Source organism: Brevundimonas sp. UBA4553, assembly GCF_002387245.1.
GTDB lineage: Bacteria > Pseudomonadota > Alphaproteobacteria > Caulobacterales > Caulobacteraceae > Brevundimonas.
In genome coordinates this window covers 81669-102574 of sequence record NZ_DGLD01000002.1, presented here as the reverse complement: position 1 = coordinate 102574, position 20906 = coordinate 81669, and the positions used below count along the sequence as shown (strand labels likewise).

Here is a 20906-nt window from a genome sequence, read left to right as displayed (position 1 = left end):
CGCGAAACGGCAAACGGCGGCTCCACAGGGAGCCGCCGTTCGTGGTCACAGATCGCGCTCTGGATCAGGTCACCTTCTTGGCCACCGTGAAGCCCAGGACCAGGAAGATCGCGAAGACGATCAGGGCCAGAACCGCCAGGAACTTGGCGATGCCCGCCGCCGCGCCGGCGACGCCGCCAAAGCCCAGCAGACCCGCCACGATGGCGATGATGGCGAAGATGATGGCCCACTTGATCATGTCGTTCTCCTTCAGATGAGGGCGGAACGATGGATTTCCCTTGCGGTTCCGCGTGTTCGCCCGCCCGCCTGATCAGCGATCGCCGGTCGATCGGGCGATCGCCGCCCGCATGCCCTCGGCGTGCAGCGCGCCCGAAGGCGCGATCTTGGCGTTCGGGGTCTCAGCCGGACCGTCGTTGGCGGTGAAGTCTTCCGGCCCAGTCCAGCTCGGGTTCTCCGTCTTGCGCTGCACGGCGTCACGAAGGTTGGCGGTCGCCGTTTCAGCGCGCGCGACCGGGTCCTTGCGGCGCTTTATTTCTTGGCTGATCCGGTCGATGGCGGCGTTGAGCAGGGCCTTCTTCTCGCGCGCGCCGCTGTCGATATTGACCTCGCCCTGACGCTGCGCCGATCGGGAACGGGTTCTGATCAGGCGCTGGGCGCGATCGCGGCGGGCCCTGATGAGCTTGATCAGGTCCGCCAGCTCGCGATCCGTGTGATCGGTCAGGCGCTCCGTCTGATCGACCCAGAGGGCTTCATTACGGTCCAGGGCGCGGTTCGACTGGGCTGTCATGGCGGTTCCTCCTTCGGTTTGGATGTCGAGGAAGCGTTCGGGAGACGGCGGCCGTTCCTTGCTCGTGGCGGTATGCCGCAACGGCCGCTTTCCTGTGGACAGCCGCAAGCCGCTGATCCGCGAGCGCGAATTTCGTCCGTCCACAGATATGCACAGGCTTATCCACCGGGCTCGGGGGTGTTCCGCACAAGCGACCGGATTCGGACGCTTGCCCCATAGCGGTTTCCGCGAGAACGTCAACAGGCCAACGGGACACGGCGGCGCGGAAATCCCAAACTCAGCAATGGGTTAGCGGGAGATCAAGCGAACCGGCCCGGCTCTCTGACCCAGGGTTCCAAAGCCTCTTCGGAGGACGCGGAGACACCGAGGCAGGGCCACAGGCTCCCGACCTTTCAGCGCCCCGGCGCGGGGGTCACGGAGAACCAGGCCAGGATCGAAGACGACGCGTCCCGACGACGCGCCCGACGCGACCCAGGAGCCGCCAGGAGACCAGCCGACGCCGCCGGGCTCGCCCGACGTCGCCGCAGCGAAATCGGTTCGGACGCTTGCGTCCAGACGCGGATCTTCGCTTCGGAGAAAGGCCAGGCCCTGACCCGAACGGCCAGGTCCAACCCGGACTTGGCGAGGGGACGGGATCGCGGGTTCGCCCGGGGTCGCGTCCCCTCGCTCAATTCCAGTGTGCAGTGCGGCGCCGCGGCCTTTCCAAGTGCGCCGTCGCCGCCTAAACCGTCAGTCAATGACCCTCGACCGCCTCTCCCGCCGCAATCTGCTGCTGGGCGCCGCCGGCCTGACCGCCGTCAGCGCCGTGTCCGCGTGCGACCGCGCCGAGGCGCCGGTCGATGAGTCCGGGCGGGTGCGTCTGCGCCTCGCCGCCGGCGGCCCGGTCACCGCCGCCCACGGCGGCTTCTATCAGGCCATCGCCACCGGGGCCTACGAACGCCGCGACCTGAACGTCGAGATCCTGACCGGCGCGGCGGGCGCCGACATCCCCGCCCTCTTGGCCACGAGCGCCGTGGAACTGGCCGTCGGCGTCGACAGCTTCACGCCGATGCGGCTGATCGCCGACCGCGCCCCGGTCAAGGCGGTCGCCGCCTTCATGCAGAAGGACCCCGTGGTCCTGATGGCCCGCCCGGATCAGCCGCTGGAGACCCTGTCGGCCCTGCGCGACCGACCGATCCTGATGTCGCCCGCCGATCAGGCCGGCTTCTGGAACTGGCTTCGGACCCGCTTCGAACTGGCCGCCGATCAGGCCCGACCGGGCGCGCCTGACGACAACCTCAAGGCCCTGCGCGACGATCCGCGCGCGGTCCTGATCGGACGCCTGACCTCGGGCGATCCCGCCCTGATCGCGCGCGAGGCCGGGTTCGAGCCGCGCGTCCTGATCCCGGCCGACGACGGATACCCCTCCTACGGCGGGCTGGTCCTGGCCCCCAACGCCTTCGCCCGCGACAACGCCCGGGCCCTGCGCGACTTCATCGCCGCCTCGGTCGAGGGCTGGCGCGACTATGTGCACGGCGACGGGTCCAAGGGCGACGCCCTGATCCGGCGCGCCAATCCCGCCCTGACCCAGCGCCTGCTGAACGCCGTGCGCGACAGCCTGCGGACCGAGGCCGTGGTCGATGGCGGCGACGCCGCCCTCTACGGTCTGGGCGCCATGACCGCCGATCGCTGGCAGGCCTTCGCCGAACAGACCGAGGCGGCCTATCCCTCGCCCCCCGACTGGCGCGAGGCCTTCACGCCCCAGTATCTGCCGGGCCGCAACTGAGCCGCCGTTAGCAGCGGATTAAGCCGTCACGGCCTAGTCTGGACGCTGAACGCCGTCTCGCAGCAGGAGGCCGTCCGTGCGACGCCCGCCGATCATCGCCATCCTGACCCTTGGGGCCAGCGCCCTGGGCCTTGTCGCGCCCGCAGCCGCCCAGAGCGCGGTCGGTCAGACCCCGGCCCCGTCCAGCGCCTCCGCTGCGGGCCTGCGCTACCTCAGCTGGCCCGGCCGCACCTACCGCCCGGCCCCCGCGCCGTCCTCTGTCGCGCCCGTGTCGACGCCGGCCGCCGACCTTCACCCCGCCGTCGAGGCGTCGCCTTCAACTGCGCCCGTCCGCCCGCCGATCATCCCGCGCGGCGGCTATTCCGCCGCGGCCCGGCCGTCCAGCGTCGAGCCGCGCCAGGGCCTGACCCCGGCCAGCGCCTGGATCGGCTCACAGGCCCCCGCCTACGCGCCGCAGCCGGTCGCCCCGATCGAGGGGCCGGGTCCGCAACCCTATTTCGCCGCCGCGCCCGCCCCTGCGCCGGCGCCGTGGACCCAGCCTCCGGCCGCCGCACCCGCGCCGGCCCCGGCGCCTGCCGCCGTGCCGACCGGCTATTTCGCGGAGACCGCGCCGACCGTCCATGCGGCCGCCCCCACCCCCGCGGCTCCAGCTCCGGCTCCAGTCTCGCCCCCTTCGGCGCCTGCGGCCTACGCCGCGGCGACGGAGGCGCGCCCGGCTCCCGTCGTCGAGGCCGCACCGGCCGCCGCAGTTCCTGATCCCGCCGCCTACGATCCAATGGCGCCCCGCCGCGACGCCCCCATCTTCCGCCTGCAACGTCCTGCCCCGTCGCCCGCTGCGCCGGCCCAGTCCCAGGCCGAAGCCCAGACGCCGCCCGCCGCCTATGCGGCTCCGGCCCCCGCTCCGGCCCAGGACAGCGCCCGCTATTATTCCGTCCACCGCCAGGCGGGACGTCAGCCCGACGCCACGCCCATGCCGGCGCCAGTCTATCTGGACGCGCTTCCGGTGGACCTGACCTCCATGCCGGCCTCGACCGACCTGGCCCAGCCGCCGGCCGCCCCCAATCTGATCCGCAACGCCAACGGCCGCCTGCAGGCCCTGCCCGCCAACGAAGATCCTGACCTGCCATGAGCGACGGCGCCGCCTTCTCCCCCATCATGGACGTCTCGCGCCTGCCCGACCTGATCGCGCTAGCTCAGGAGACGTCCAGCGAGAAGCGCCGCGCCCTGCTGCGTGAACTGACCGACCACTTCTTCGGCGACCCGGAACGCAGCGAAGCCGAGACCGCCCTCTACGGCGCGGTGCTCAGCGACCTGACCGACGCCATGGAGCTGGCTGTCCGGGCCGAACTGGCCGAGCGCTTCGCCGCCGCCACCGACGCCCCGATCCAGCTGATCCGTCGTCTCGCCAACGACGAGGCGGAGGACGTGGCCCAGCCCGTGCTGCGCGCCTCGCCCATGCTGACCGAGGCGGACCTTATCCAGGTCATCCGCTCGCGCGGTCAGGGTCATATGCGCGCCGTCAGCCAGCGCGCCGAGGTCTCCGAAGCCGTGTCCGACGCCATTGTCGAGCGCGGCGACGACGAAACCCTGGGCGTCCTGCTCGGCAACGACGGCGCCCATCTGTCGCGCGCCGCCTGCGAAGCCGCCGTCGAACGGGCCCGCGCCAACCCGGCCCTGCACGCGCCGACGGTCGAGCGCGCCAGCCTGCCCGCCGACCTGTTGAACGAGATGTATTTCGAGGTCGAGGCCCGCCTGCGTCAGCGCATTCTGGAACAGAACGCCCGCATGGACCCGGCCCTGCTGGAAAGCGCCCTGGCCGCCGGCCGCACCCGTGTCGCCACCGACGACGGCGCCCTGCCGCCTGACTACGCCGAGAGCCTGGCCTATGTCGAAGAACTGCGCGCCGCCAACCAGCTGACGCCGCAGGTCCTGGCCCGCTTCCTGCGCTCGGGCGGCCGGACCTCCTTCCTGATCGCCCTGTCGCAGCTGGCCGACATCGAGTTTCACACGGCCCGCCAGATCGTCGAGCGACGCGAGTTGGACGCCCTGGCCGTGGTCTGCAAGGCGGCCGATCTGGATCGCGCCCTGTTCCTGACCTACGCCGTCGTGCTGCTGAACACCGACGGCGACGCCATGGGCAAGGCCCGCGCCTACGCCGGCATGTACAACGACCTGACCCACGAAGCCGCCCAGCGCACCCTGCGCTTCTGGCGCATGCGCAAGGCCATGCACGCGGCGTAGAGACCTGCCGCCTCACTTCATGGGGCCGCCTGCCAGGATGAGCTCATGTTGTCATTCGCCCTAGCGCTTTTTGTTCCGTTGGCGGCGCCCGCTCAAATAGAAGCGCCTTGCCAGACCATCAGTCGCCCGATTGACCACTGGGGTCGGTATCAAAGCAAGTTCAAGGTCGGCTCGGCGCTTCTCGCCTTCAAGCAAGGCGTGACAGACTGCACCTTCGACACGATGGACACAGGGCGCTGCTTATCCGTTTCACCGGGAGTGATCTATTCGTCCCTAGAAGGTCGGGAGACCTGGTTTTCCATTCCTGACCAAAAGCATGCCGAGGTTCGTGTGCAGGCCGGCACCATCTCATGCACGGTCAGGCCATTGATCCGAATGGATTAGGTCAATCACCGTCGGCCGATAGAATGCAAAAACGCCCGCCTTCCTTTCGGAAGACGGGCGCTGCAGCCAACCCTGGAAGGTCGGACTTACTTCTTGGCGCGCGGGGCGCGGGCCGGTTTGCGGCCGCCCTGGCCCAGGCCCATCTGCTTGGCCAGGTCCGAACGGGCCTTGGCGTAGTTCGGGGCGACCATGGGATAGTCCTTGGCCAGACCCCACTTCGCCCGGTATTCCTCGGGGCTCATGTTGTATTTGGTGCGCAGGTGGCGCTTCAACGACTTGAACTTGCGGCCGTCTTCCAGGCAGATCAGGAAGTCAGGCGTGATCGACTTGCGAACAGGAACCGCCGGTTCCTTGGGCTCGGGTTCGATTTCGACCGGGCCGGAAGACACGCCCGACAGAGCGGCGTGGATCTGGGCGATCAGACCGGGCACGGCGTCGGCCGAGACGGTGTTGTTGCTGACGTAAGCCGACACGATGTCCGCCGTCATTTCCAGCAGTTCGGGTTTTTCTTCCATGGGGGGATCGCCTGTTGCAGGAGCCAAACGCATTCGACTGATCTGACAAGACCCGCCGCTGAACGTTTTCATACGGATGTTCGACGATAATGGCAATGCAAGCATAGAATATCGCCTCGCGGGCGAAGTCTTCTACTTATCTAAAATGAAATCAGTGCTCGGGCTTCAGCGACCAAAGTTCTCTGCAAGCGCCAACATGGCGGCGCGCTCCGGGGCGGAGTATTCATCGACCAGGTCTTCCTCGCCTTCACGGATGGCGCGAAGAAGTTCGGGCGTCAGGGCCGAGGACAGCGACCAGTTCCAGTAACGCAGCACCGTCTGCGCCCGGTCCACCGCCAGCATCTCATAGGTGATCTGCACCCGCTCCCAGTCGGGATGGACCTCGCCGTCCTCGGTCGTCTCGGGTCGGCGCATGGCCCGCCACAGGGTCTGCAGGTCCAGCCGCGACAGACCCGTGGCCTTGCACAGGATGGCCAGGGACTCGCCGCCGGCGTCGCCCATGATCTTGGCCGAGGTCAGCGGCTTGACCCCGGACAGATAGCCGATCTCGCCGACCAGTTCGCGGGTCATGCCCTGCCCGGCGGCGGCGACGGCGGCCTCAAGACCGCCATAGGGGCTCTTTTCGATAGCTGCGCGGTTGCGCTGGCGGCGCTCGATGAACTGCAGCGCCTTGCGCGTGACGGGGTCCGACCAGCCCTCGGCGGCGGCCTGGGCGAACAGGTCCTCGACGCTGTCCTGCAGGACTTCGCGCGAGACGGCGAACCGCTGCAGCACGATGCGGCGCTCTTCAGGCCCGCACCACCAGAACATGACATAGGCGCCCGAGGGCCGAAGCTCCGGCCGTTTCAGCAAGGGGGCGCACAGCCCGCGGCTGTGACGGCTCAGCGCCACCACGCCCTCTACGGCGATCTGCGCCAGGCGAGCGGACGTGTTGCGCAGCACCGCCTCGATGACCGCCTCTTCGCCAAAGCTCAGCAGGGCCTCCGTGACCACTTCCGACAGCCCGCGCCGCTCGGCGATCAGCAGACGATGCTCGATCGTCGCGTCACGTGCGCAGCCGATCAGATCCACGTCGGTCAGCGAGGCGCACTGTTCGATCAGGGGGGCGGCCACCGACGGCTCGTCGCGCAGCAGCAGCCGGGCCAGACTGTCCGGAATCTCGGCCAGCGGGGCCAGGCGCACGGCCACCCGCCGCCGCTCCTCGACCGAGGCCTGCCGTAACAATTCGACCAGCAGGTCGCCGGTCACCGCCCGCTCGAAGGCGTTGATCCGGCTGGCGGGCAGGCAGACCACGTCGGCCAGACGCCTCAGCAGGGTCTGGCGCGCCTTCGAGGGACCCGGAAGGCTTTCAGGCTCGGAACTGGCAGCCGGCATCGACATGGCTGCTACCCTAACGCGAGCCGGTTAACCGCGGGTGAGGGCGATCGTCCGCCCCTACAGCCCCTCGAACAGGGCCGTGGACAGGTAGCGTTCGGCGAAGCTGGGGATGATGGCGACGATGGTCTTGCCGGCGTTCTCGTCCAGCGCCGCCTGACGGAAGGCGGCGACCAGGGCTGCGCCCGAGCTGATGCCGACCGGCACCCCCTCCACGCGGGCCACCTTGCGCGCCATGTCGAAGGCGTCCTCGTTCGACACCTGCTCGACCCCGTCGATGACGTCGCGGTCGACGATCGGCGGAATGAAGCCGGCCCCGATGCCCTGGATCTTGTGCGGTCCCGGCGCGCCGCCGGACAGCACGGGCGAGGCGGTCGGCTCGACCGCGATCATCTTGATCGACGGCCTCTTCAGCTTCAGCGCATGGCCGACGCCGGTGATGGTGCCGCCCGTGCCGACACCCGAGACGACGATGTCCACCGCGCCCGCCGTGTCGTTCCAGATCTCCTCGGCGGTGGTGACCTCGTGGATGACCGGATTGGCCGGGTTCTCGAACTGCGAGGGGCTGACGGCGCCGGGGGTGCGGTCAAGGATGTCCTGGGCCATGGCGATGGCCCCCTTCATCCCCTGTTCCGCCGGGGTCAGCACCAGCTCGGCGCCCAGCAGGGCCAGCATCTTGCGGCGCTCGATCGACATGCTCTCGGGCATGACCAGGATCAGCTTGTAGCCCTTGGACGCCGCGACGAAGGCCAGGGCGATACCGGTGTTGCCGCTGGTCGGTTCGACCAGAACGGCGCCGGGCCGGATGCGGCCCGCCTGCTCCAGAGCCTCGATCATGGCCACGCCGATCCGGTCCTTGACGGAGGCGATCGGGTTGAAGAACTCCAGCTTGGCCAGCACCGTCGCCTTGGGCTGATACTCCGCCGTCAGATTGGGCAGCCGCACCAGGGGCGTGTCGCCGATGGTGTCGATGATGCTGTCGTAGACGCGGCCCCGGCCGGCCTTCTTGTGGCGACTGGCGTCATAGGCGGTATCGGACATGGGGAGATCTCCGTGCATCGAGTTTCGTCTAAGTGACAGCCCTTATACGCCCGAGGCAAGACGGGGCCGCACAGGAATTCTCAACCTCGTCCCAGCTGCGCTCACCGCATCAATCGCCGCCGCGCCGGATCAAACGGCAGGACCTCGCGGATCGAGATCAGGGTCTTGAATGCCCGAACGCGCGCGTCGTCGTTCAGCACCTCGCGGGTGAAGACTTCATAGGCCTCCATGGTCGGCACGCGCACATAGAGCAGGAAGTCGGTCTCGCCGGTGACGTACCAGGCCGCCTGGACTTCCGGTCGCGCGGTCAGACTGTCGATCAGCGCGTCCAGCACCCCGGTGCCCTCCCGCTCCATCTCGACCAGGACGTGCATGGTCAAGGCCCGCTCCAGCCGCTCCTCATCGATCACCGCCACGTCGGCGATGATGACCTTTTCCTCCCGCAGGCGGCGAAGACGACGCGACACCGCCGATTCGGACAGGCCCACAGCCTCCGCCAGCAGGCGGGCGGGTTTGAGGTTGTCGCGCCGGACCAGATCCAGCAGGCGACGGTCGAAATCATCGAGCGTGACGGTTTCTTGCATGGCCATGTATCCAGACGCGGGTTTCACGCGTTTCATCAGTTGAAATCAGCGAGAAACGCAAGCGGCTTTTCACTAGGTTCCCGGCCGATGTCCTCCCCCGCCCTGATCCAGAATTCGCCGCGCCTTTCGGCCGCCCTGCCTTACCTCGCCCTGGCCGGGGGGATGGTGTCGCTGGCCGTCGGCACCTCCTTCGCCAAGAGCCTGTTTCCTCTCGTGGGGGCCGAAGGCACGGCGGCCCTGCGCGTCGGCCTGTCCGCCCTGGTGCTGGTGGCGATCTGGCGGCCATGGCGGTTCCGTCTGACCCGCTCGGACGCCGGGCGGGTGCTGCTCTACGGCCTGGTCCTGGGGCTGATGAACCTCAGCTTCTACATGGCGCTGCGCACCATTCCGCTGGGCCTGGCCATCGCCATCGAGTTCGCCGGCCCCCTGACCCTGGCCCTGATCCATTCGCGCCGTCTGGTGCATTTCGCCCTGGTGGGCCTGGCCGTCGCAGGGCTGGCCATGCTGCTGCCGATCTGGAGCGGGGTCGAAGGGCTGGACCCGGTAGGCGTCGCCTTCGCCGCCTTCGCCGGCCTGTGCTGGGCGCTCTACATCGTCTTCGGCAAGCGGCTGTCGCACATGCACGCTGGACAGTCGGTGGCCCTGGGCATGAGCACCGCCGCCCTGGTCATCCTGCCCTTCGGCGTCTCGACGGCGGGCGCGGCGCTGCTGGCGCCTTCGATCCTGCTGCTCGGCCTCGGCGTCGCCCTGGTGTCCAGCGCCCTGCCCTATTCGCTGGAAATGATCGCCCTGCGTCACATTCCCAAGCGCACCTTCGGCGTCCTGCTCAGCGTCGAGCCGGCTATCGGCGCCGTGGCGGGCCTGGTCCTGCTGCACGAACAGCTCAGCCCGATGCAGTGGCTGGCCATCGCCTGCATCATCGCCGCCTCGATCGGCGCGGTCCTGACGGCGCCCAGGGGACAGGCCCAGGGCCTGACCGAGCCCGGCGCGCCCGCCTGACGCTCAGACGACCATGAAGACCCTGATCGCCTGCCTGCGCAGCCCCCTTGGCAATATCGCCGCCGGCCTGATGTTCGGCCTCATCCTCGCGGTCCTGATGCGGCTGGCGATCCAGCGCGTCTTCTGACGGCTCAGAAGGCGGCGCGCAGCCGCGCTCGCTGATCTTCCAGCACGGGCGGCGCCCCCGCCGCCCCGGTGCGGAAACGCCCGACTAACCGCGCCAGGCTTTCAGCCTCGGTCTTGAGGTTGGCCGCCGCCGCCGTGGTCTGTTCGACCATGGCCGCATTCTGCTGGGTCACCTGATCCATCTGGTTCACCGCCGAGTTGACCTGACTGAGCCCCGACGACTGCTCCTGGGACGAGGCCGCGATCTCGGCCACCAGGGCGTCCATCTCGCCGACCTTGCCGACGATGGCGTCCAGCGACGCCCCCGCCTCGCCCACCAGCCTGACCCCTTGCGCCACCTCGGCGGCCGAGGCCGAGATCAGGGCCTTGATCTCCTTCGCCGCTTCGGCCGAGCGCTGCGCCAAGGCGCGGACCTCGGAGGCGACGACCGCAAAGCCGCGCCCGCTCTCGCCCGCCCGCGCCGCCTCCACCCCGGCGTTCAGGGCCAGCAGATTGGTCTGGAAGGCGATCTCGTCGATGACGCCGACGATGTCGCTGATCTGGTTCGAACTCTGGCGGATGCCGTCCATGGCGGCCACGGCCTCACGCACCACCCCGCCGGAGCGATCCGCCTGGCCCCGCGCCTCGCCGGCGACGGCGGCGGCCTGCCGCGCGCCTTCGGCGCTGCGCTTCACGGTGGCGGTGATCTCGTCCAGAGCCGCGGCCGTCTCTTCCAGACTGGCGGCCTGCTGCTCGGTGCGGCGCGACAGGTCGTCGGAGGCGATGGAGATTTCATCCGAGCCGCCGCGCAGGCCCGAGACCGAATGCAGCACCTGGCCCAGGGTCTGGCCCAGACGGTCGACGGCGTTGTTGAAGTCGTCCTTCACCCGAGCGTGCGCGCCGCTCATGTCGCGGTCGATCCGCGTCGTCAGGTCGCCGTCCGACAGACGCGCCAGACTGCCGGCCACGGCCTCGACCAGGGCGGACTGCGCCGCTTCGGCGTCCAGGCGCTCGGCCTCGCGCCGCGCGGCGTCATGTTCCGCCTCGGTGATGTCCACCGCCAGCTTGACGACCTTGGCCGGGCGACCGTCCGGTCCCATGACCGGGTTGTAGGAGGCCTGCAGCCAGACCTCGCGTCCGCCCTTGGCCAGACGCCGGAACTTGGTGGCCACGAAGCGCCCCGCGTTCAGGTCGCGCCAGAAGGCGGCGTAGGCCGGACTGGCGGCCTCTGCGGGATCCATGAAGGTGCGGTGATGCTGGCCCCGGATCTCGTCCAGGCTATAGCCCATGGTCTTCAGCAGATTGTCGTTGGCGTCCAGGATGCGACCGTCCAGATCGAACTCGATCACCGCCTGGGATCGGCCGATCGCGGCCATCTTGCTGTCGAGGTCATGGAGCTTCTGCTCCACATCTTGCTTCTGACGACCCTTGCCGAACATCCAGTCCGCTCCCCAGCGATAGACTCGATTGATGACGCGCCTTGTCATCGAACTGTAAAATCAGAAACCTTAGTTTTCCTACGGCACAGCCTACGGGCATCCCCCTACATCAGCTTCACCGCTCATTAACCACGATGAGGCATTCGTTAACGGTGACAGGCGTGGCGTTCGGATCGACCCGACGCAGCCTGAGGGGCCTTCTGCTTGCGCAATCTCGTCGCCGCCGTCGAAGCGATCGACCCGCTGGTCGTCACCGGCAAGGTGGCGGGCGTCAGCGGTTTGCTGATCGAATCCCGGGGCGGCCTGTCGCGTCTGGCGGTCGGCGCGCGCGCCGAGATCGAGCGCCGCGGACAGTCCCCCCTGCCCGCCGAGGTGGTCGGCTTCCGCGACGCCAAGGCCCTGCTGATGCCCTTCGGCCCGGTGGAGGGCGTGGCCCCCGGCGCCGACATCCGCATCATCGACACCGCCGCCAGCGTGCGTCCGACCACGGCCTGGCTGGGGCGGATCATCGACGCCTTCGGCCTGCCCATCGACGGGCTGGGCCCGCTGCCGCAGGGCGCCGTTCCCTATCCCCTTCGCGCCTCGCCGCCGCCGGCCCATTCGCGCGGCCGGGTGGGCGAGCGGCTGGATCTGGGCGTCCGCTCGATGGACGTCTTCACCACCACCTGCCGGGGTCAGCGCCTCGGCATCTTCGCCGGTTCGGGCGTGGGCAAGTCGGTGCTGCTGTCCATGCTGGCCAAGCAGGCCACCTGTGACGTCGTCGTCGTCGGCCTGATCGGCGAACGGGGCCGCGAGGTCCGCGAGTTCATCGAGGAGACCCTGGGCGAAGAGGGCCTGAAGCGCGCCATCGTCGTCGTCGCCACCTCGGACGAGCCCGCGCTGAAGCGTCGCCAGTCGGCCTATATGACCCTGGCCATCTCGGAATATCTGCGCGATCAGGGTCTGGAAGTCCTGTGCCTGATGGACTCGGTCACCCGCTTCGCCATGGCCCAGCGCGAGATCGGTCTGGCCGCGGGCGAGCCGCCGACCACCAAGGGCTATACGCCGACCGTCTTCACGGAACTACCCAAGCTGCTGGAGCGCGCCGGGCCCGGCCCGATCCGACCTGACGGCACCGAGGCCGGGCCGATCACCGCCCTGTTCACCGTCCTGGTCGACGGCGGCGACCATGACGAGCCCATCGCCGACGCCGTGCGCGGTATTCTGGACGGCCACATCGTCATGGACCGCAAGATCGCCGAACGCGGCCGCTTCCCCGCCATCGACGTGCTGAAGTCGGTCAGCCGGACCCTGCCCGGATGCCAGACCCCGCCCGAGCGCGAGCTGAACCGCCGCGCCCGCCAGTGCCTCTCGGCCTACGCCAACATGGAAGAGCTGATCAAGATCGGCGCCTATCGCACCGGGGCCGACCCCATCGTCGACCGCGCCATCGCCCTGAACCCCGCGCTCGAGGACTTCCTCGGCCAGGACAAGGACGACCACACCAGTTTAAGCGAAAGCTTTGACCGTCTGGAAACCATTCTGAACCAAGGAATGGTGCAACCGTGATCTGGAAGACTTCCGTATGACCGCCTGGGCTCAATCCCTGATCCGCATTTCCAACTACGAAGTCGAGACGCTGCAGAAGCGTCTGGCCGAGGTCGCGGCCCGCAAGGCCGAGGCCGAGATGCGCGTCGCCGTGCTGGACGCCGAGGTCGAGATCGAACGCCAGAACGCCCGCCTGGACCCGTCGTCGGGCATGATGCTGCAAGCCTACCTCAAGGGCTGGGCGCTGAAGCGGGCCGACGCGGAGGGACTGGTCGTCGCCGTCGGCGCCGAGGAGGAAGGCGCCCGCGACGCCCTGACCAGCGCCTTTGAGGAACTGAAGAAGTTCGAGCACGTCGCCGAGGCGACCCGCCTCAGCAAGCTGCTGGCCGCCGCCAAGCGCGAAACCGCCGCCTTCGACGAAATGGGCCTGAGGCGTCGTGCCGAGGGCTGACGTCCGATGATCTCGCGCCGCGCCGTCCTGGCGACGCCCCTGGCTCTGGCCGCCTGCGGCTCTACGGAACCGCCGGCGCCGCCGCCGACCGTGGCGCCCCTGAAATCGACCGCTCCCTTCCCGGTCGGCCTCAGCGCCATGACGGGGCAGTTCGACGATCCGCAATGGGTCGATCTGGTCCGCACCCACTTCAATCAGCTGACCCCCGAGTGGGAGATGAAGATGGAGCGGATCCTGACGGCCGACGGGGGCTACGACTTCTCGGCCGCCGACCGCATCGCCGTCTTCGCCCGCGACAATGGCTTGCGCCTCTATGGCACCACCCTGATCTGGTACGCTCAGGACCATCCCCACTTCCACGACCTGGACCAGAGGCGGTTCGAGGCCGACTACGACCGCTGGATCGCCACTGTCGCCGGACGCTACCGCGGCCAGGCGGTCGGCTGGGACGTGGTCAATGAGCCGGTGGCCGAGGACGGCGACGGTCTGCGCGACTGCTTGTGGAGCCAGCGTCTAGGCCAGGACGGCTATATGATCCGCGCCTTCGAACAGGCGAAGCTGGCCGCGCCTGACGCCGTCCTGTTCATCAACGACTACAATCTCGAGAATAATCCCCGAAAGGGCGCCACCTTCCTGCGCACCGTAGAACGCCTGCTGAAGGCAGGCGCGCCGATCGGCGGACTGGGCACCCAGTCGCACCTGGACATCGAGATTCCCGCCGGCCAGATCACGGCCTTCATGCGCGAGCTGGCCGCCTTCGGCCTGCCGATCCACGTCTCCGAACTGGACGCCTCGCTGCGCAACGGCCGCCGCCTCGACACCCGGTCGCGCGATCAGAAGCTGGAGCAGCAGAAGGGCCGGGTGGTCGAACTGGCCGAAGCCTTCATGGTCCTGCCCGCCGCCCAGCGGTTCGCCTTCACCGCCTGGGGCCTGCGCGACACCGATAGCTGGCTGCGGCGCGAACCCGAGGACGACGGCCGCGACCAGCCCCTGCTGTTCGACGCCCAGGGCCGCCCCAAGCCCCTGGCCGCTGCGCTCGAGGCGGCGTTCCGTCGCTGATTTACCGGAAGGCAACGCCGCCGTGATCTAACGGCGTCATGAAGCTGATCCACGCCCTTCAGGACAACGCCGATCCCAACTCGCTGGTGTCGCGCTTCCGCCGCGCCCGCGCCAAACGCGTCACCGCGCTGATCGAGGCCATCCACGCCGAGAAGGGCGCGGTGCGGATCATCGATCTGGGCGGCGAGCCCGAATACTGGAACCTGTTCCCGCGCGAGTTCCTGGACGCACACAGCGTCCGCATCACCCTGGTCAATCCGGGCGGTTTCGACGCGGTCGACGAGACCCTGTTCGACAACGTCGACGGCGACGCCTGCGCCCTGCCGCAGTATGCGGACAACAGCTTCGACTTGGTCCACTCCAACTCCGTGGTGGAGCACGTCGGCGACTGGGTGCGGATGGAGGCCTTCGCCGCCGAGGCGCGCCGCCTGGCGCCGCGCTACTACGTCCAGACCCCCTACTTCTGGTTCCCGATCGAGCCCCATTTCTCGGCGCCCTTCTTCCACTGGCGCAGCGAGCAGAGCCGGGCGCGCGCCCTGATGCGCAAGGCCCATGGCTTCTCGCAGAAGGCGCCCGACATCGGCGCCGCCATGCGCGACGTCCAGCACGCCCGCCTGCTGGACAAGACCCAGTTCCGCTTCCTCTTCCCCGACGCCGCCCACCACGACGAGGTGGTCCTGGGCCTGACAAAGTCGGTCATCGCGGTGAGGGGCTAAAGCCCTTCTGCCGTTGCGGGAGAAAGGCGTATTGCGCTCAAGCAGGCCGAAGGCCGTTAGCGCACCCAGAATGCAAAAACGCCCGCCGGTTTCCCGGCGGGCGTTTCAGTCTTCAACCCGAGTGGAGGCTCAGGGCGTCTTTCAGGCGGCGACGTTGATCGCGCCTTCCGACGGGTCGCGCAGGACGTAGCCCCGGCCCCAGACGGTCTCGATGTAGTGCTTGCCGTTCGCCGCCGTCGCCAGCTTCTTGCGCAGCTTGCAGATGAAGACGTCGATGATCTTCAGCTCGGGCTCGTCCATGCCGCCGTAGAGGTGGTTCAGGAACATTTCCTTTGTCAGGGTGGTGCCCTTGCGGAGCGAGAGCAGCTCCAGCATCTGATATTCCTTGCCGGTCAGGTGCACGCGGTGCCCATCGACCTCGACCGTCTTGGCGTCGAGGTTCACGGCGATCTCGCCGGTGTGGATGATGGCCTGGGCGTGGCCCTTGGAGCGACGGACCACGGCGTGGGTGCGCGCGATCAGTTCGTCCTTGTGGAAAGGCTTGGTCAGGTAGTCGTCGGCGCCGCCGCCGAAGGTCTTGACCTTGGTTTCGATCTCGTGGCTGCCCGAAAGGATCATGACCGGCGTATTGATCTTGCCGACGCGCAGCTGACGCAGAACCTCAAGGCCGCTCATGTCGGGCAGGTTCAGGTCCAGCAGAATGAGGTCGTAGTCATAGATCTTGCCCAGATCGATGCCTTCCTCGCCCAGGTCGGTCGTATAGACATTGAAGCCTTCCGACTTGAGCATCAGTTCGATGCTCTGGGCCGTGGCGTGATCGTCTTCAATCAGCAGGACGCGCATTCATGCCCCTCCAGGCAAAGCTTGGGTGCGACCGCCAAGGGAGCGACGGCCGGGTAACCTTGTTCCAACGTTAACGGGTCAAAACCTTAAGAAGGGTTAACGGTCCCGATATGAAACGCTTAGGCTGATTTGCGAATCGCCGTCGAGAGTCCCGAGTCAAGGATTCGTTAATTTATTAACGCGAGGGCGCGCCATACCCCCTTGACGCGCGCACCGTCCCCTGTCGCGCGTCGATCCATCCACAGCCGATCCCGCACCCGGCAAGGGGAAACGACCGCTTTTGACGTTCGTTAGGACAACATTCCTAACCCACCCCTCGGCTTACGGCACGATGGGAAGAACAAACGAGCGTTCGGGAGCAACTGACGACATGGAAACCTATCGGATCGAGCCCTATCGCGTGCCGGTGACGGAGGGCGACCGCATCCGCGCCGACGCGGCCCTGCATTTGGCAGCCTACGCCTTCGGTGTGCCGGCGACCGAGATGCGGGGGCGCGAACGGACCCGTCCGCGCGCCTGTCGCGCCCGCTGGTCGGCCATGTATCTGGCCCATGTCTCCTACGGTTGGCCGCTGGAGCGCGTCGGCCACGCCTTCGGCCTGAACCGGGCCACCGCCTCGACCGCCTGCCGCTGGGCCGAGGACGAGCGAGACGACGACCGCTACGACGCGGTGATGGACGGGCTGGAGGCCTGCCTGCGCGCCGTGTCGGAATTGCCCGCCATCGACCTGGCCGCGACGGCGGGAGCGGGCCGGTGAGCCGTGCCCTGGAGCGAGCGCGGTCCTTGCTGGATCGCCCCGGCGCCTGGCTGGACCAGTCGGCCGGCGGCTATCCCCTGCGGCTGGGCGGGGACCGACGCGGACGCGTGGTTCTGACCCTGGACGAGGCGGCGTTTCGCGCCCTGGTCGAACGGCCCGGCCTGAGACGACGCGACGGCGGCGGCTGGCTGCCCCGCGCCCTGCCCGCGACCAACACCTCGCTGTCGCCCTCGCCGTCGCCGGGGCGTCCTGGCCTGATCGAGGGCGAACGGCCGGTCATGGAGGCCGACGGCCGCCTGACCACGCGTCGCGCCAATCTGGGCGAGAGCCCTGTCGCCTGGCTGGCGCGGCGCAAGGACGCCTCGGGCCGCCCGTGGCTCGCCCCGGCCGAGGTGGCGGCGGGCGAACGCCTGCGTCGTGAAGCAGAGATGGCCCTTTCAGGCCCTTCACTGACCATGCGCTGGGACGCCCTGCCCCGCGCCGGCGGCGGCTCCGCCGCGCGCAGCGAACCGACCGACCGCGCCCTGTCCGCCGCTGCCCGCGTCGAGAAGGCCCTGACCGCGTGCGGCCCCCGACTGCGCGCCCTGGTCGAACAGGTCTGCATTCGCGGCACGTCCCTGCAATTGGCCGAGGAGGCCCTGTTCCTGCGTCGCCGCCAGGGCAAGACGCTGTTGAAGCAGGGGCTGCAGGCCCTCGCGGACCACTATGGCATCGGGTGAGGCGACTTCACAAAAACCAACGTTACCCCAATTTCCCAACAATTGTTAACGACGCCCCCCGCTCGGCCGTGGCTCGGTGATTCGCATGGAACCCTTGGGGGAAGCCGATCGCGCACTGGATGCATTGTGGCGCGGCCTTTACGGCCAGCCGCTACCGCTTCGCGGCGCGCCGGAACTCGCCCTCAAGATCATTATTGAAAGCGAGAGGCCACAATGGTTGCAAAAGTCCGCCGACGTCGTTCCGCTTGGTCCCTCTCTCCGTTTGAGGGACTGCTCCTGACCCTGGCCATCGCCGCGCTCATCGGCGCCTTCCTGACGATCGGTTGAGGCGCGATCAGGCCGTGCCGGCCGCCGCAGCCTCCCGAATTCTCCCCACCATGCTGTTCAGGCCGTTGGCCCGCTGACGGGTCAGGGCGGAGGGCAGACCCAGCCGGTCCAAAGCCGCGCGCGCGTCGAAGGCGAGAATTTCGGCCGGCTCGCGGCCCGAATACAACTTCAGCAACAGGGCGATATTGCCCTTGGACAGGGCGCTGTCGGAATCGGCGTCGAAGAAGAGCCGCCCGTCGGCGAAGCGCGTCGACAACCAGACCTGTGCGGCGCAGCCCGGCACCTTGTTGGCCTCGACCCGGTCGCTCTCGGGCAGGGGCGCCAGACCCTTGCCCAGGTCGATGACGTATTCGATCCGGCCTTCCCAATCGCCCAGAAGGTCGAATTCCTCGACCAGTTCGCTCAGAACCTCGTCGATTGCGAGGGCGGGGATGGCGTCTGTGGCGGTCATGCGGGCGACATAGGCTGCGGCGACGTTAACGACAACCGCCGCATTCTTCCCCAACTGATTGCTCAATGACGGCGGGTTCCAGTCGCCCGCGAGGCGAGCGGCCTAGGGACCGGCGCCGTCCAGGCCTAGACTGCGCCGCTTGATTCACTCGCGCGAAGCCCTGGATTGAACCCACCGCCCATCCTGTCCCATCCCGCCGACGCCCTGCCCGACGACGCGCCGGGCGGGCCGGCTCTCGCTGCCTGGCACGCGGGCTGGGCGGCGGCGGTTGGGCTGACGGCGCTGGGCGGCGTCTGGCTGGGCGACGGTCACGCCCGACTGGATGTCCCCGCCGCCCTGGCCATGGCTGCGCCGGGCTTGCTGGGCCTCAGCCTGCTGGGCCGTGACGCCCCTGCGGTGCGCGCCGCGCTTCTGATCGCCTGGTCGGTGGCGGCCACGGCGGCGTCGGGTCTTTCAGGCGGTCTGGCCGGACCGCTGGGCGGGTTCGTCTTCATGCCCCTGGCCGCCGCCGTCGCCCTGGCCCCGGCGCGGCTTGGCCCCTTCGGCGCCCTGGGATCGGCGCTGGCGATCCTGGCCGGCCTGATCGCCGCCGCCGTGAACGGCGCGCCGGAAGTCTCGCCGGGTCTGGCGGCCGTGTCGGGCCTGCTGACCGCCGGAGCCACGGCGTCGGCCTTCCGCATGAACGCCGTCAGCCAGGCCCGCCGGCGGGCGGCGACCAGCGCCGCCGCCGCCCGGGTCGAGACCGTGCTGGCCGGCCAGGCGGGACTGACCTTGGTGCTCGACGCCTCGGACATGGTCCTGGCGGCCTATGGCGCCGCGCCGGCGGCCCTGCCCATCGACCCCCTGTTCGAGGACGGGTTGGTCGCCGCCGTCCACGCGCCGGACCGGCCCGCCGTCCAGGCCGCCCTGGCCAAGGCCCGCGCCGGCGCCGAGGCCCAGGTGCGTTTCGCCCCGCGCCTGGCCCTGGATCGCCGCATCCTCCTGATCCTGCGCCGCCTGGGTCAGGACGCGCCGCCCCGCCTGATCGCCCTGGCGCTGGACGCCACCCTTCAGCACGCCCGCGAGGAAAGTCTGGAAGCCGCGCGCGCTGAGGCCGAGGCCCAGAACGCCAGCAAGTCCCGCTTCCTGGCCAACATGAGCCACGAACTGCGCACCCCCCTGAACGCCGTCCTGGGCTTTTCCGACATCATGCGTCAGCGCCTGTTCGGCCCGGTGCCCGAGCGCTACGCCGACTACGCCCAGTCGATCCATCAGGCCGGGGGCCACCTGCTGGATCTGATCAATGACGTGCTGGACGTCAGCCGCATCGAGGCCGCACGCTACGCCCTGACGATCGAACGGTTCGATATGCGCGAACTGGTCTCGGCGGCGCTGGCCCTTGTCCGGGTCCAGGCCGAGGACAAGGGCGTGGAGCTGGCTGCGGTCCTGCCGCCGGAGCCCCTGACCGTCGCCGCCGACCGCCGCGCCCTGAAGCAGATCGCCCTGAACCTGCTGTCCAACGCGGTGAAATTCACCCCCACGGGCGGGTCGGTGACCGTTCGCGCCGAGGGGCTAGGCGCGGAGCTGGAGCTGACTGTGGCCGACACGGGTCTGGGCGTCGCGCCTGAGGATCTGGTCCGGCTCGGCCGCCCCTTCGAGCAGGCCGGCGGGGCCGAACAGCGGGCGCAGGGCACGGGCCTGGGCCTGTCGCTGGTCCGCTCGCTGGCCGAACTGCACGGCGGCGCCATGACCATCGACAGCACCCTGGGCGAGGGCACGGCCGTCACCGTCCGCCTGCCCGTCGTCGTCCCCGCAACGCGCGCTCCGGTCACCGGCGAGGCGGAGGTCATTCCGCTGAACCGTAGCGCGTGACCGAACGGTTCAAGGGCCGCCGCACGCGCTGGCAAGAGCCCTAAAGCAGACCCATGGCCAGAAAGGCGCGGCCGGCGGCGAAGTCGCCGGCTTCGAAGCGGGCTTCCGCCACGCTGTCGTCGCGGAACAGGAATTCAATGACGAAGCTCTCGCGCGGGTCCAGTTGCGCGATGGCGTCGGCGGCTTGGGGCGAGAAGGTCCAGGTTTCGCCCTGACGCGCGCCCTCGGTCAGCAGGGTCGGCGCGGCCGCCCGGGCGGCGGCGGCGAAGAAGACCTGACGCACGGATTCGGGCGGCAGCCCGCCTCCGGTCAGCCAGACCCGCGGCGCCTGGGCTCGGTCCCGCATGACCAGACGCGCCGCGTAGGGACGGGGCCCGCCGACGAAGGAGACGACCGCCACCGGCGTCGTCGCCGTCGGCCCGCTGCCCGCCAGGCCGAAGCGAACCGGCGAGCCGCCGGTGACGCTGTCCTGCACCAGCCGCCAGCCGACCGCCTGACTTTCATAGCGGTCGCCGCGCCAGGCGCCGCGCTCGCCAGGGAAGGTCATGCGGGCCGCGCGCGACCAGCCGGCGAACCCGGCGTCGACACGCGCGCGCACCCGGCCGAGGTCGGCGTCGTCGCAGGCCGTGCGCGACGCCTTGGACCGGGCGCGCGCGGCCGCCGCCGAAAGATCAGCGGCGGGCGTGCCCGCGCGCAGGGCCGCGCCCCGCGCCTGCAAGGCCGCAGCGTCGAGGGCGGCGATCAGTTTTGGCTCGAACAGGTCACACTTCTGGTGGGCGGCCAGCATGAAGACGCGATCGTAGAAGGCGTCGGTCACCGCCGCGCGCGCCGCGCCAACCGGCGCCGCCAGCGTCATCGCGGCGAGCGTCGCGGCCAGCATTCTGCTGGCGGAACGGGGGGAAAGGCCTATCCTCATGACCTCGACCCTAGGGCCGCAAGGTTCCGGTCCCGTGTCCAATCAGGGTTAGCGA

Annotated in this window: 22 protein-coding genes; 12 read left to right on the top strand and 10 right to left on the bottom strand. The window is 69.2% G+C overall.

Annotated features, from left to right (window positions below; genetic code table 11):
- Positions 1-64: 64 nt before the first annotated feature.
- Complete coding sequence (locus tag B4A39_RS01880; RefSeq protein WP_292032672.1) at positions 65-238, bottom strand: DUF1328 family protein; 174 nt, start codon at positions 236-238, stop codon at positions 65-67.
- Positions 239-310: 72 nt separating this feature from the next.
- A complete protein-coding gene (locus tag B4A39_RS01875; protein WP_292032670.1) occupies positions 311-787 on the bottom strand; it encodes a hypothetical protein in 477 nt (158 codons plus the stop codon).
- 736 nt (positions 788-1523) lie between these two features.
- On the opposite strand from B4A39_RS01875, the gene B4A39_RS01870 reads away from it, so the two are divergent.
- The 4 genes from B4A39_RS01870 to B4A39_RS01855 all read left to right on the top strand — a co-directional run bounded on the left by B4A39_RS01870 (position 1524) and on the right by B4A39_RS01855 (position 5177).
- Complete coding sequence (locus B4A39_RS01870) at positions 1524-2552, top strand: ABC transporter substrate-binding protein (RefSeq protein ID WP_292032667.1); 1029 nt, start codon at positions 1524-1526, stop codon at positions 2550-2552.
- Between the two features lie 76 nt (positions 2553-2628).
- Entirely contained in the window at positions 2629-3681 is a 1053-nt protein-coding gene (locus B4A39_RS01865) for a hypothetical protein (RefSeq protein ID WP_292032665.1), read from the top strand.
- Positions 3678-4793 carry a DUF2336 domain-containing protein gene (locus tag B4A39_RS01860; protein ID WP_292032662.1) on the top strand — a complete coding sequence of 372 codons (1116 nt, stop codon included), beginning with the start codon at positions 3678-3680 and terminating at the stop codon, positions 4791-4793. The genes B4A39_RS01865 and B4A39_RS01860 overlap by 4 nt, the downstream gene beginning before the upstream one ends.
- 45 nt (positions 4794-4838) lie before the next feature.
- A complete protein-coding gene (locus B4A39_RS01855; protein ID WP_292032659.1) occupies positions 4839-5177 on the top strand; it encodes a hypothetical protein in 339 nt (112 codons plus the stop codon).
- An 86-nt stretch (positions 5178-5263) separates the two neighbouring features.
- On the opposite strand, the gene B4A39_RS01850 is transcribed toward B4A39_RS01855, so the two are convergent.
- The 4 genes from B4A39_RS01850 to B4A39_RS01835 form a co-directional block, all read right to left on the bottom strand.
- Positions 5264-5692 carry a MucR family transcriptional regulator gene (locus tag B4A39_RS01850; protein ID WP_184265541.1) on the bottom strand — a complete coding sequence of 143 codons (429 nt, stop codon included), beginning with the start codon at positions 5690-5692 and terminating at the stop codon, positions 5264-5266.
- Positions 5693-5857: 165 nt separating this feature from the next.
- Positions 5858-7072 carry a DUF2336 domain-containing protein gene (locus B4A39_RS01845; RefSeq protein ID WP_292032653.1) on the bottom strand — a complete coding sequence of 405 codons (1215 nt, stop codon included), beginning with the start codon at positions 7070-7072 and terminating at the stop codon, positions 5858-5860.
- A gap of 54 nt (positions 7073-7126) precedes the next feature.
- The gene (gene cysK / locus B4A39_RS01840; RefSeq protein ID WP_292032650.1) at positions 7127-8107 is read right to left on the bottom strand and encodes a cysteine synthase A; all 981 of its coding nucleotides are present in this window, start codon (positions 8105-8107) and stop codon (positions 7127-7129) included.
- 101 nt (positions 8108-8208) lie between these two features.
- Positions 8209-8691: an Lrp/AsnC family transcriptional regulator gene (locus tag B4A39_RS01835; RefSeq protein WP_292032648.1), complete on the bottom strand. Its 483-nt coding sequence runs from the start codon at positions 8689-8691 to the stop codon at positions 8209-8211.
- Between the two features lie 87 nt (positions 8692-8778).
- On the opposite strand from B4A39_RS01835, the gene B4A39_RS01830 reads away from it, so the two are divergent.
- Positions 8779-9690 carry an EamA family transporter gene (locus tag B4A39_RS01830; protein WP_292032646.1) on the top strand — a complete coding sequence of 304 codons (912 nt, stop codon included), beginning with the start codon at positions 8779-8781 and terminating at the stop codon, positions 9688-9690.
- A gap of 131 nt (positions 9691-9821) precedes the next feature.
- On the opposite strand, the gene B4A39_RS01825 is transcribed toward B4A39_RS01830, so the two are convergent.
- Positions 9822-11282, bottom strand: a complete 1461-nt coding sequence (locus tag B4A39_RS01825; protein WP_409449583.1) for a methyl-accepting chemotaxis protein — start codon at positions 11280-11282, stop codon at positions 9822-9824.
- 156 nt (positions 11283-11438) lie between these two features.
- Here B4A39_RS01825 and fliI point away from each other — a divergent pair, with 156 nt between their 5' ends.
- Genes fliI through B4A39_RS01805 form a run of 4 tightly spaced genes read left to right on the top strand, consistent with a single transcriptional unit; the run spans position 11439 to position 14987 of the window.
- Positions 11439-12782: a flagellar protein export ATPase FliI gene (gene fliI, locus B4A39_RS01820; RefSeq protein WP_292032644.1), complete on the top strand. Its 1344-nt coding sequence runs from the start codon at positions 11439-11441 to the stop codon at positions 12780-12782.
- A 16-nt stretch (positions 12783-12798) separates the two neighbouring features.
- Positions 12799-13212: a flagellar export protein FliJ gene (locus B4A39_RS01815; protein WP_292032643.1), complete on the top strand. Its 414-nt coding sequence runs from the start codon at positions 12799-12801 to the stop codon at positions 13210-13212.
- A 6-nt stretch (positions 13213-13218) separates the two neighbouring features.
- Positions 13219-14271 (top strand): endo-1,4-beta-xylanase, encoded by a 1053-nt coding sequence (locus B4A39_RS01810; RefSeq protein ID WP_292032642.1) that lies wholly within the window; start codon positions 13219-13221, stop codon positions 14269-14271.
- A 38-nt stretch (positions 14272-14309) separates the two neighbouring features.
- Positions 14310-14987, top strand: a complete 678-nt coding sequence (locus tag B4A39_RS01805; RefSeq protein WP_292032641.1) for a methyltransferase domain-containing protein — start codon at positions 14310-14312, stop codon at positions 14985-14987.
- 141 nt (positions 14988-15128) lie between these two features.
- On the opposite strand, the gene ctrA is transcribed toward B4A39_RS01805, so the two are convergent.
- On the bottom strand, positions 15129-15830 hold the full coding sequence (gene ctrA, locus B4A39_RS01800; protein WP_292032640.1) for a response regulator transcription factor CtrA: 702 nt from the start codon (positions 15828-15830) through the stop codon (positions 15129-15131).
- 370 nt (positions 15831-16200) lie between these two features.
- On the opposite strand from ctrA, the gene B4A39_RS01795 reads away from it, so the two are divergent.
- Together B4A39_RS01795 and B4A39_RS01790 are read left to right on the top strand one after the other, a co-directional pair.
- The gene (locus B4A39_RS01795; protein WP_292032639.1) at positions 16201-16587 is read left to right on the top strand and encodes a chromosomal replication initiator DnaA; all 387 of its coding nucleotides are present in this window, start codon (positions 16201-16203) and stop codon (positions 16585-16587) included.
- A complete protein-coding gene (locus B4A39_RS01790; RefSeq protein ID WP_292032636.1) occupies positions 16584-17306 on the top strand; it encodes a DUF6456 domain-containing protein in 723 nt (240 codons plus the stop codon). Before B4A39_RS01795 ends, B4A39_RS01790 begins: the two co-directional genes overlap by 4 nt.
- A 334-nt stretch (positions 17307-17640) precedes the next feature.
- Here the strand turns inward: B4A39_RS01790 and B4A39_RS01785 are convergent, their stop codons facing one another.
- On the bottom strand, positions 17641-18084 hold the full coding sequence (locus B4A39_RS01785) for a SufE family protein (protein WP_292032634.1): 444 nt from the start codon (positions 18082-18084) through the stop codon (positions 17641-17643).
- A gap of 165 nt (positions 18085-18249) precedes the next feature.
- Between B4A39_RS01785 and B4A39_RS01780 the strand changes: the two genes are divergently transcribed.
- Positions 18250-19935 (top strand): sensor histidine kinase, encoded by a 1686-nt coding sequence (locus B4A39_RS01780; protein ID WP_292032632.1) that lies wholly within the window; start codon positions 18250-18252, stop codon positions 19933-19935.
- Positions 19936-19975: 40 nt separating this feature from the next.
- On the opposite strand, the gene B4A39_RS01775 is transcribed toward B4A39_RS01780, so the two are convergent.
- Positions 19976-20815, bottom strand: coding sequence for a hypothetical protein (locus tag B4A39_RS01775; RefSeq protein ID WP_292032629.1), 840 nt, complete (start codon positions 20813-20815; stop codon positions 19976-19978).
- Positions 20816-20906: the final 91 nt, after the last annotated feature.